Raw genomic sequence first — 11,685 nt, 5'->3', positions numbered from 1 at the left:
TGTTTTTGCATGTGTAATCCGGTTATTTTTAAGCTTTTTTAAAATATAAATTCAAATTTTTTTATTTTTTTTAAATAATAATTGCTAGAAAGCTTCATCAAGAGTAATAATATATGTGAATAATATTTTATAATTAAACTACTAAAAAGAGAGGGAGTTAAGGGTGACAAATATTTTTTTATCTTTGTATAAAACACCGCACTCGGTAAATTTTATAATATCAATATTCTTAAAGCTTAATAACTTTTGGAGAATGATTTTTTATAGTTAGTCCCGATGAAGATGGGTAATTGCATAGAAGATTTAATTATATGAAAAAAAATAAGTGGTTAGGTTTGGTATTGAATATTCTAGTACCCGGGTTAGGAAATTGTTATGGCAGAAAGTTAAGGAAGGGATTATTGCTTTATATTTTAGGCCTTATTGTAGCTATCACTGGACGCTCAATAGCTTATAATTTTTTTCTATTTCTTTTTTCAATGACTTTAGTAGTTTGCTACTATTTTTATCTAATTCTATCGGGCTACACTGATGTTAGAAAGGACAGAGTGTATGAGAAGACAAAATATGATAAATGGTATGTCTATGTTATTATATTTATTTTACATATAGTCTTTATTGATTCCATTATAATAGGGAAAAGGGATATGTTGCCTATAAATCTAATGGTTATACCGACTCCTCAGATGGAACCAGCATTACAGGTTGGTGATAGAGTTGCTGTCAGGAATACAAAATCAATCAACCGGAAAGATGTGGCAGTGTTTTTATTTCCGGATGATTTAAAAACTTATTATATTCAGAGATGTATAGGTTTGCCTGGTGAAAATCTGCAAATAAAAAACAGTAATGTTTTTATTAATGGAGGCAGATTGGAAGATGTTTCAATTAAGTTGAGGTACTATATTGTCACCGATGGCTCAGAAATCAATGCAGCCCTTCTGGACAAATACGATATTGATAAAGACGATTATTACCATGTATCTCAGAATAAGTATATCTTTCTTTTGGATGATAAGCAGGCTGATGGTTTTAAACAATCTACATTTATCAAGGAATTTTCTCTAGCACTCACTCCGCAAGGAGAAGCCGAGAATAGAATATATCCACAATCCGAAAACTTTAATTGGAATGTGGATTTTTTTGGTCCAATATATATACCGAAAAGAGGTGATAAGATTTGGATAACAAAGGAAACTATTGATCTATACTTAAAATGTATTGAGTATGAAAATGGAACTGTAGAAAGGTTAGATGATGGACTTATAGTAAATGGAGCCCTGATAAATTCATATGAATTTAAAGAAAATTACTTTTTCATGATGGGGGATAACAGGCATAACTCCCTTGACTCAAGATATTGGGGGCTACTTCCAGAAGAACTATTGAAAGGAAAAGCTATGTATCTATACTGGGGAAAGACCTTTAATCGGATAGGCAAAGAGGTAAATTAAGATTGGAGATTAACAAACTGACAGTTTTCGAAGCATAGCGAGGTCTTCTGATATTGAATATAATAAAAAAAACTGAAGATAACTCTTCAGGTTTTTTTATTTAGAAAAGAAATATCTATTTGGTGAATACTTTCTTCAGAATGTCTGTCACTCGTGCTACAGGATCTGTTCTTATAGCTTTTTCTTCATCTGCAACCTTAATAAATAAGCCTGATAGGGCCTTGCCTGTAACATAGTCACCTAAAGATGGATTAACAATATTGTACTTAGTTCCAAACGGAATTTGATTATATAAATTAGCAGCTTCATTGTATTTGTCTACAATTTGCTTGTAAGTAGAAGCCGCCGAAACATTCCCTACAAGAGGTTTATTTAAAGAGTTATCAATTTTTGGAGCAAAGAGACCTTTTAAATCGGAATAAGTATTTGTTCTCAAATATGATGTGGCAGAAGAATCACTTCCATTCAATATGCTTAAACCATCCGTAATTGTCATGTTGGTGATTGCATTGACAAAAATAGGTTTTGCTTCTGAAGCTGCATCTTCAGCTGATCTGTTAATCTTTAAAACTAATTGGTCGATTAGAGGCTGAGTGACTGCAGATATACCCAGTGCATTAAGATTGTTCTGTATCATTAGAATTTCAGGAGGAAGTAATATTTTAACTGCCTGATCTTTGAAGTATCCATCTGTTTTGTTTAGCATGGTCACAGAGGTATCTGTTCCTACTCTCAAGGCCTCTTTTAAGCCTTCAACGACCTCGTCCTGAGATAGAGAAGGATCTATGCCAAGGTCTTCACAAGAAGTCATGAAGATGCTTCCAGCGATTAAGAAAAGTAGACTTAATTTTTTTATCATATGTATTAGGGATTGGTGTTAATTCAGATCAAAAAACTCTTTTAATCTAAGTAGTGAAACGTTATACGTAATTTCGCCAATTAGGTGAGTGCAAATATAACTTATTTTATAAAATGAATTGAATTTTAAGACTAAGAGTGTTTCGAGCGAGTGGGTTGGTAATTAGCGGTTAAGAGAGGGAGGGCGGTTACAATATAATTTGTTCTTACAGTTCTTAACATTGACATTCTGTAAAGAAATGAGGTGTATGCATTAAAAGTAATAATTCGTCATCAAAACAATAGTAGTACTTTGATGACGAATAAAGATAGAAATATCACCACTTCTTGAAGATGTCAAAGAAGTTTACCATGGTTTCTATGTAAAAGAAATTTGATCCCAATGTTGAATTATTGTAGGCAACCACTTGCCGGTTTTTAACGAAGGTTCCGTTATAATAATGAGAGTATCCTATTGCAGTTTTGATAAATTTTAGAACCTCAAACCTTACACGCCCATCCGGACCGTGCCCCAGGTATACTCCGCTCTGCCCTGTTTTATCACGGTTAGGAGCATCTGGGTTAGTTGGAACGTTGAATAAGTTATTGAATCTGTCTGTCCTGCTGGCAAGCCAATAGAAGCTGTAAGAAAAATCAAACTTTAATTTTTTTCCCGGTTCAAACTCAACTCTTGCCTTTGGCGCGATTATATTTTCCATAACAACATAGTCATCGGCAGACCAAGGTCTTGCAAATCCATAGAAGCGTTCAAACCTGTTATTTACATCGTCATTCGGATATCTGTCCCCGCTTGCATAGCCATAAAATAAACTGAATCGGGGTTTCCATCCATATTGAAATTTATATCCGATTTCAGCAGTAATTGCGTATGCTCTTTGCTTTTTATGGTTATCTGTACCTAATTGTTGGTTGTAAGATACATCGTAATTTATTTCCTTTGTCACCCATCCATAAACCCTTGTTCCAATGTTATAAATGCGGCGATCGCGAATCGTATCCTGAGAGTTAGGTTTTTGTCTTAAATACAGTAAATATGGTTCGATTGTGATAATTTTCGACCATTTTCTCCAGTGAAATATTGCAGCTCCAAATTGAGTTTGATGATCCGCAGTATCTAGTTCGGTCATAAGCCTTACTAATGGCTTTAATGCAAGCAAATCTATCTGCCAGTCGTTTTTATCTTGTCCTAATGCAGCTCTAAAACCAGTAAATGTATTGGTGGTATTGCGCCATTGGTTTGAGCCAATCAATCTCCTATCCAAAAATTCAAAATTCTGTCTTCCGAATCGTATAAATGCGGGTCTGTTGTTTCCGTATGGATCTTTTCCTAAGGCTTTTTTAAAATGTAATTCAGCATATATTGAAATAGGCTCAACTCTGTTAAAATCCCTGTTATCCCGGGGGAATTTACTGTGCACTCTGAATGCATCGCTCATCTCAAAAGCAAACCTGAATGGATCCAATACATCCTTTATGCCAACATATGCGCGAGTCCTGAAAAGAATAGGATAATCGGTTGCAAGAAATGGTCTTCTTATATCATCTTGTCTATATTCAAAACGAGTTCTGTTATCCAGACCTACATCAAGCCAACTTATTTTTTCAACTCCTTTGATTCCTGTTTTATTAAACTGCCGGGTATATTCCGGAGGAGTTGGGTCCCTTTTAGTTCCGTATGAACCCGCTTCTACATAGTAAGATTTCTTAGCTGTAGTATCCTTTTGTACTTGAGTTGAGTCTTGAGCCTCTGAAATGAAAGCAGATAGCAATAACAATAAAAAAATAATTCCTTGGCATGCAAATACATTCAGCCTTAAAGCAGTCTTAAAAGTTGACATAATTTATTTAATCTCTAATCGTCCCTTCATTGTTAGTTTTCAAAAATATATAAATTCTATTAAATCAGAAGTTAAGTTTGGTCAATTTTTTACTGATTCTCAAGAAACATGGTTCTCAGGACTTAACTAGTCTCGTTTTGTTATGTTTGATAATTTGAAAGAATGACTTTAAGAACAAGAACATTGACAAACTAAGTATATGTAATCAGAAGTTTGATCAGTATCTAACGATTCTGGGTAGTAGCTTTAAATTATAAGTAAAATTAAGTTTGGTAAAGTATCAGATATTGAGAATGGGCCATGAAATGGACATAGAGGTTAGTATATTTAATTTAATTTATCTTCCTTAATAAACACCTGCCAATTAGGTAATTAAGAGGAAATTTTCCTAAGGATTTTTACGGAGTAAGAATGATAAAAATATAACAATATTAGGGAGATTATATTTGTTCGTTTGTATGATTTATTGTTCTGTCGATGTTTTTTGGGTGTTGGCCTTTTGATTTATTCGTAATTTTTGTTTTCTTCAGATAATGATTTTGGTTTTTTTTCTAAAATGATTGGTAAAATGACTGGGGAACAATTACAATTATTGGTAGATACAGTACAACAATTATCATTAGCACGAGATCTTAATTCAATCATGTCTGTTGTGCGAAAAACAGCAAGACAGCTAACAGGAGCAGACGGAGCTACTTTCATTTTAAGAGAGCATGACTTATGCTATTATGCAGATGAAGATGCTATAAGTCCATTGTGGAAAGGCCAGCGATTTCCTATGTCATCCTGTATAAGTGGAATGGTAATGATGCATCGTAGACCAATAGTGATTGAAGATATTTATTCGGACAATCGCATTCCCCTTGAACTTTATAAACCAACTTTTGTCCGGAGTCTTGTAATGGTTCCCATCAGAACGGTTAATCCAATAGGAGCCATAGGTAATTATTGGGCCAATCAATGTTCACCTTCTTCGGAACAGGTTCGTCTGTTACAAGCTCTTGCCGATATTACTTCAGTATCAATTGAAAATTTTTATGCATTTAATGAGCTCGAGACATTTATCTATAAGTTGTCTCATGATATTAGAGGGCCAATAGCAAGGATTCTTGGATTGATGAACATTACGAATATAGAAGATCCTGCTTCAGTTAAAGAATTTTATGACCGTATAGGTCTTCAGGCTGAAAGCCTGGATGACATATTAAAGGCACTGGTAGACACAATAAGCATCCGCAAAGAAGAAAAGATCAATACACCTGTAGCATTTGAAAAGTTAGTTAGCGAGGCAATTAAATCACTTGAAAATATTAATGGATATGAGCATATAACATTTGAAAAAGATATTTCTGTTAAAAGTAAATTTGTAAGCAATAAACCTTTACTGACCACTCTCTTTCATAATCTTTTAGATAATGCTATCAAATATAGGAGTGAAGGTGTTAAGAAGCCATTTATTAAAATATTGATTTCAGAGGTTCAAGATAAGGTTAAGATTGTGATTTCGGATAACGGTATCGGTATCCCAGAGGAAGTTCAGCTAAATGTATTCAAGATGTTTTTCAGGGGAACTGAAAAATCTAATGGAAGCGGACTTGGGTTATATCTAGTGAGTCATATCATCAAGCACCTTAATGGTGAGATATTACTTGATAGTAAAGAATATATAGGAACAACTATTACCATTTACCTTCGAAATGAATTGTATGTAAATCAGGAAGATTTATCCAGGTCTGTTTCACAAGCAGGAAGCTAGTGTGGTAATCTCTTCTCAATATTCCGGTATATGTTTTTTCTCATTTTTATATATTTATTTTTTTACAAAACAAATATTTGTTTGTACCCCAAATGATTCTCCCTTAAGGAAGTATTGATGATTCCTTAAGATCTTGAGGTATTCCAAATCATCAACAATTCATATTTCTAAGTCGTTTTTTTTAAAAAAACATCCATAATATGGAAAAGATAGAAATTGTGAAAAATTTATTTACAACGATTGAGAAAGGTGATTATACAAAAGCCAAAAGCTTTTTGGCACCTGATTTTAAAATAGTAGGTGCTCCTCCGCAGCCTATGGGAAGTGATGATTGGTTGGCTTTTCATAAACAACTTTCAACCGGACTTCCTGATTTTAAATTTAACCTTTCTGATATAATCGAAAGCGGAAATGTGGTGAATTGTACAGCTAAGGTTGGAGGTACTTTTACAAAAGAAATGCCTAGCTTTATAAAAGGGCAACCTGCTATTCAACCTACAAACAAAGTGTTATTTAACCCTAAAGAGAATTTGACACTCACTTTCAAGGGAGATAAGATTCTTACCGTAACTGTTGAAAAAGTTCCAGGAGGTGGAATACCAGGTTTTCTTAAGCAAATAGGAGTTGAAGTGCCTTCCAAAGTCTGATGGTTGAATATCCTGCAATATTAATATCCTGCAGGATATTTTTAAATCAAAATTTAAAAAATAAGCAAGGACACTATTCATAGTAGTCTTTCGATGGCTGTTATATACATTGATAATGGAGCTGAGTTTTTTTAACTTATATCCAAATCCATTTAACGATGAATTAAAAATTCAGGTATCTCCCGGACGTTTGACGCAAGTTGTAATTTATGATGTCAATGGTACTGCTGTATACTCAACTACAAGCAATGGTGATGATATTACTGTTAAAGACCTGGATAAACCAGGATTATATATGGTTAAGATTGTTGATGGATCTGAAGTTGCGGGATTGAAAGTTGTTAAGAGGTAAAATCAGTTTCTGTTGAATAATCAATTATATATATATATATATATATATATATATATATATATATAAGACTTGTTGAAAGACAAGTCTTTTTTATTTTTGCTTAAAATATTAAGACCTTTAACATGAACAGGTCAAATTAATATCAATGAATTTAAATTACCAGTCATGAAATTTAGAATATTTATCCTATCTGCAATAATTTGTATCGTAGGAACTTCATTTCACAAAGTCAACATCGAATGGAAGCAACTGGAACATGGTCTTTATTATGCTTCAGTTATTTTGACCGATAAATCGATAGCCGGAGATTCAAAAGTTGATATCTTAAAGATCGATCCTGATTATTTTCAGTTTAAATTAATTTGCGCGGGAGAGAAAAAAAATGAAAGCAAAAAGATAAGTGATTTGGCAAAAGATAATGATCTTATAGCAGCTGTTAACGCAGGTATGTTTAAGCTGGAAGATGATTTTAAAACCTGTACCGGTTATATGAAAAACTTTCAGTATGTGAATAACCCCTTGCTAAATAAAGCCTACAAAAATATTGTAGCTTTTAATGCTAAAGATACATCAGTTCCTGAGGCACAAATTATAGACATGACCTGTCAGGACTGGAATAAGCTTAAGACAAAATATAATAGCTTTTCTCAAGGCATTCGTATGGTTAATTGTGAAACAAAAAATACATGGCAATTGCAAGAAAAAAGATGGAGCATGGTATTGATTGGTGAGGATAGATCAGGAAATATGCTTTTTATTTTTGTAAGATCACCATATCGGGTACATGATTTTATTGACCATCTTCTTGCAATGCCAATTCAATTGAAAAGGCTAATGTATCTTGAAGGTGGGCCAGAAGCATCATTTTATTTGAATCATCCATTATCAAGTATAGAGAAATGCGGAAGCTATGAATCTGGATTTAATGAAAATGATAATAATAAGGAGTATTGGAATATCCCTAATATTATAGGAATACAAAGAAAGAAGTAAGGAAATTATGCTATTGTGATTAACCTAAATTATAATAGAAAGAATTTGTCAATACAAAAAGCCTCGAATATCGAGGCCCTTTTGTATTGACAAAATTTTATTAATGTAAAATTACCTTTCCAGACCATTCTTCATTTGGCCCATATTTAACAATAACAAACTTGCTGTTTCTGAACGAATGGATCGGCGTATAGAAAGAGCCATTATTGCTAATCAGATTTTTGTTCAATAGCAATTTACCATCCAGATCATATACAGATACTGACATTTGCTGCAGATACTCGGGTAAATTTCTGAAATATAAGTTTTCTTTATCTGAGCTGATAGTAGGGGATTGAGGCTGATTGTTTTCTTTGACACCAAGAGTTATAGTATTATAATATCTGTTCAATTCATCAAATAAAGATTGATTACCCACAATGGATACCTGTTTGAACTTTTCGTTTTCAATAAAATATTGATTGAGTGTAGGATCTATAAGTGAGTTGATCGCAGCTTGTTGCGCTTGCATATCTGAGTATTCCACCTTGTTATTCGTGATTTTTTTAATTGTACTCATGTCATAATAATGTTGCCATATGCCGAAGGTTTCATCCATCTTTACCCATGGAGTAATGAGATCCTTATACTGCCATATTGTTGCAGATATATGATCTTTATCAAAGCTGTCATGTATGGTTTTGAGATATTCAATTCTTTTATCATCAGAGCCACCTATAGTATGGAAATAATTTACACCATATTCAGAAACATAAAGAGGCTTGTCTTTATTGTATGCCCATTTTGCGGATGCGTCAATAATCGTTTGCAGTTCTGAAATATTGAAAGTATTGAATGTTTTTCCTGTCGTAAATTCGTATGGGGAATATATATGTGCAACATAGGCTAGGTTTGTTATATTATCTGGCAATGCAAGCCAGTTCCTTCCCCAAATTGTGCCTTGTTCTCCCTGATCCTCTACATAACTTCTCAAAACTTCATTCCAGTATTGTTCTCCGGGGGTAGCCTCCCTGCTGTTAAATTCTGGTACCATCACAATGTGTCGGGGATCTTTAGCTCTAATGCTGTCAATGACTTCAACATAAGATTGGACAAGTTTTTGTTCACTGGCATCTGACAAAGCCGGTCTTTTGGGTTCGCTGATGAGTTCATATGCTGCAACAGCATCAAGATCTCTAAGTTCGTTCGCCACATATTGCCAGATATCTCTCCAAAGTCTGAAAACAGAATCACTTTCAAAAACAGATTGAATACGCGCTCTCGGAGGTTTATTTCTTTCGTATGTTTCTATATGGACATCAATCCCTGGACAAAATTGCATGCAAACAATGGTATACTTACCTTTTTGTGCCAATTGAGAAATATGACTTCTCATAAGTGCCATATTAGATGAACGTTTTAAGTTGCTCGGGTGAAAAAGATCGTGATTAAAACAATAGCGTATCACATTTGCATCTAATTGGCTAATGCGATCAATGTCTTCTGAAGAAAATACAAATGGCTTCATTTCTTTTGGCCGGATTAATGGGCTTACTCCGGCTTTTTCCAGAGAATCGGAGACCGGCCATTCATAAAAGCCCCAGGAGTTGTTGGATACGCCGATTCCTTTCAGGATAATCTTTTCTCTGTTAGAGGATTTTAAAAAATAGGTATTTTCAGTTGTTAACAATGGAAGTTGAGCATTGCAAAGATGCACAAACAGAAAAAAGGTAATGAATAATAAATGATTTTTCATAAATGTTGTTTTTGATTTCTTGCAGGCAATGTCTTAGTTTTTAGAGGTATGCATTTTGCAAAAAGCAAAAACTAGTTTACAAAAAGACATTAAGAGGAAATCCAAAAGGATTTTTAGTGATTTCAGGAGAATAGAAATGATTATTTTTGTCAACTCAGTTCTTTACTATCAAATTTTGTATTTGTGAATGATTTTTTGGTGAATTTCATCTGATCATAGTTGATATACTATTTATAAAGGATGCTTTATCTGTCCGGTTTTCAGTGGATTGTTTATTTATTTTGTTTTAAGTCTTAATTTATTCGTTGATTAGTCATAAATTGAAACTCCAATACCAATATTATTCAATCTATCTGCATATGATTAAAAGTTATAATAAATTACTTGAAGGAAACAGAAAATGGGCAGCTGAACAATTAGAAAAGGATGCAAACTATTTTGAAAAGTTAAGCAAAGTTCAGAAACCTGAATACCTATGGATAGGATGTTCTGATAGCAGGGTTCCATGTGAGGTGATTACCGGAGCTATTCCAGGTGAAATATTTGTGCACAGGAACATTGCCAATATGGTTATTCACACGGATCTTAACCTACTTAGTGTTCTTGAATATGCAGTTAAATTTCTGAAAGTAAAACATATTATTTTATGCGGGCATTATGGCTGTGGAGGTATACAATCATCTATGGATAATATTGCTTACGGATATGTCGACAACTGGCTCCGGAATATCAAGGAAATTTATGTTAACAATATAGACGAGCTTGAAGCATTACCTACTAAAGAAGAAAGGGTTAATCGTTTGGTTGAAATCAATGTTGTGGAGCAGGTAAAGAACTTGTGCAAAACTAAAGTTGTGCAAATTGCATTGGAGCAAAAGACGCTTAAAGTCCACGGTTGGGTTTATGGTATGAAAGAAGGATTGATTCATGAGATGATTCATGCAGAAAGTACAATTGATGCAGTTCATCCGATCTTTAAATATGAAATTGAATAAAAGTTAACTGCATTTATGCGGTTAACTTTTATTAGATTAAAAGTCATTTGAAAAGGTCTACACAGCCTCCGGCTCTGGCTTTCCTTCACCCGTTTCAATTAGCTCTTTCAGGCTATTATGTATATATCCGCTCCATGCACCTGTGCAGGCTTCATGGCATTCATATTCCGGAACCAAACCAAGATGAGTGAATCGAACAAGTGTCTGTCCGTTCAATTCAGAGAGTTCAAAAATAATCCTTGTATTAGTCCATTCCTGCTGGTCCTGCACAAAACTCAGCTTACTATCTGTGACAAGCCAGACTACTTTAGTATCAGGAATAAACTCTGTTAATTTCTGTTTTGAGTAATGTACCTCTCCAAATCTAACTACAAACTCATCATTTAATTTTTGTGTATTGCCTTCGATGTTTTCGGTCCACCATCCACGTACATTGTTGACCGCTTCAAATGCTTTCTTTAATGATTTATTTACTAGGATGGCAGTTGTGTAACTTTGATTTTCCATGATAATCTTATTGGCAGTTATATAAAACTCAATTAGATTGTAGTTTCCACTTTTTTACTATTTCACCATTGAAGCCTCCTTCTTTAGGATTGGGTTCGCCTTTGCCTGTTTCTATAAGTTTCCGAAGGCTATTCTGAATATAATTGCCCCAGGCTTCCTGACATATTTCGTAGCATTCATAGTGAGAGGTTAAGCCAATATGAGTAAATTTGAGTTCAGTCTGATTACCTTTTTTGGTGATCTCAAAACTGATATTAGTATCCTTCCATTCGCTGTTATCTTTGGTAAAATTGAAATGGTTTTCTAATACAAGCCATACGATTTTCTGGTTTGGAATAACCTCAATTAATTTCATTTTGCTAATGTGTACATCCTTGTAATGATACATAAATACATCATTGAGCTTGTTCGTACTTCCTTCAATTTCTTCTGACCACCAACCGCGGACATTATTAACGGCATTATATACCTCAGACGGAGATTGATTTACCAGTATACTTGTTGTAAAATCGGGAGTATCCATATTTTTATGTTTTGGAATTGAATGACA

Annotated in this window: 11 protein-coding genes; 6 read left to right on the top strand and 5 right to left on the bottom strand. The window is 33.8% G+C overall.

What is annotated here, in order from left to right; translation table 11 throughout:
• The first annotated feature begins 311 nt into the window (after positions 1-311).
• Positions 312-1,454 carry a signal peptidase I gene (gene lepB, locus K350_RS31225; RefSeq protein WP_051313135.1) on the top strand — a complete coding sequence of 381 codons (1,143 nt, stop codon included), beginning with the start codon at positions 312-314 and terminating at the stop codon, positions 1,452-1,454.
• 115 nt (positions 1,455-1,569) lie between these two features.
• Here lepB and K350_RS0113730 read toward each other — a convergent pair whose 3' ends face one another.
• On the bottom strand, positions 1,570-2,313 hold the full coding sequence (locus K350_RS0113730) for a DUF4197 domain-containing protein (protein WP_028980405.1): 744 nt from the start codon (positions 2,311-2,313) through the stop codon (positions 1,570-1,572).
• Positions 2,314-2,629: 316 nt separating this feature from the next.
• Positions 2,630-4,150, bottom strand: coding sequence for an alginate export family protein (locus K350_RS0113725; RefSeq protein ID WP_051313133.1), 1,521 nt, complete (start codon positions 4,148-4,150; stop codon positions 2,630-2,632).
• 568 nt (positions 4,151-4,718) lie between these two features.
• Here K350_RS0113725 and K350_RS31220 point away from each other — a divergent pair.
• The 4 genes from K350_RS31220 (at position 4,719) to K350_RS0113705 (ending at position 7,898) form a co-directional block, all read left to right on the top strand.
• On the top strand, positions 4,719-5,906 hold the full coding sequence (locus K350_RS31220) for a GAF domain-containing sensor histidine kinase (protein WP_162144172.1): 1,188 nt from the start codon (positions 4,719-4,721) through the stop codon (positions 5,904-5,906).
• Between the two features lie 200 nt (positions 5,907-6,106).
• A complete protein-coding gene (locus K350_RS0113715; protein ID WP_028980403.1) occupies positions 6,107-6,553 on the top strand; it encodes an ester cyclase in 447 nt (148 codons plus the stop codon).
• A 115-nt stretch (positions 6,554-6,668) separates the two neighbouring features.
• Positions 6,669-6,905: a T9SS type A sorting domain-containing protein gene (locus K350_RS0113710; RefSeq protein WP_028980402.1), complete on the top strand. Its 237-nt coding sequence runs from the start codon at positions 6,669-6,671 to the stop codon at positions 6,903-6,905.
• A 165-nt stretch (positions 6,906-7,070) separates the two neighbouring features.
• Positions 7,071-7,898 (top strand): phosphodiester glycosidase family protein, encoded by an 828-nt coding sequence (locus tag K350_RS0113705; protein WP_028980401.1) that lies wholly within the window; start codon positions 7,071-7,073, stop codon positions 7,896-7,898.
• 100 nt (positions 7,899-7,998) lie between these two features.
• Here K350_RS0113705 and K350_RS0113700 read toward each other — a convergent pair whose 3' ends face one another.
• On the bottom strand, positions 7,999-9,633 hold the full coding sequence (locus tag K350_RS0113700; protein ID WP_028980400.1) for a glycoside hydrolase family 5 protein: 1,635 nt from the start codon (positions 9,631-9,633) through the stop codon (positions 7,999-8,001).
• 359 nt (positions 9,634-9,992) lie between these two features.
• Here K350_RS0113700 and K350_RS0113695 point away from each other — a divergent pair, with 359 nt between their 5' ends.
• Positions 9,993-10,628, top strand: coding sequence for a carbonic anhydrase (locus tag K350_RS0113695; RefSeq protein WP_037575572.1), 636 nt, complete (start codon positions 9,993-9,995; stop codon positions 10,626-10,628).
• A gap of 57 nt (positions 10,629-10,685) precedes the next feature.
• Here the strand turns inward: K350_RS0113695 and K350_RS0113690 are convergent, their stop codons facing one another.
• Together K350_RS0113690 and K350_RS0113685 are read right to left on the bottom strand one after the other, a co-directional pair.
• Positions 10,686-11,135, bottom strand: a complete 450-nt coding sequence (locus K350_RS0113690) for an SRPBCC family protein (RefSeq protein WP_028980398.1) — start codon at positions 11,133-11,135, stop codon at positions 10,686-10,688.
• Between the two features lie 28 nt (positions 11,136-11,163).
• Positions 11,164-11,658, bottom strand: a complete 495-nt coding sequence (locus K350_RS0113685; protein ID WP_028980397.1) for an SRPBCC family protein — start codon at positions 11,656-11,658, stop codon at positions 11,164-11,166.
• Positions 11,659-11,685: the final 27 nt, after the last annotated feature.

The sequence above is a fragment of the Sporocytophaga myxococcoides DSM 11118 genome, assembly GCF_000426725.1.
GTDB classification, from domain to species: domain Bacteria; phylum Bacteroidota; class Bacteroidia; order Cytophagales; family Cytophagaceae; genus Sporocytophaga; species Sporocytophaga myxococcoides.
This window is presented reverse-complemented; position numbering and strand designations above follow the sequence as displayed.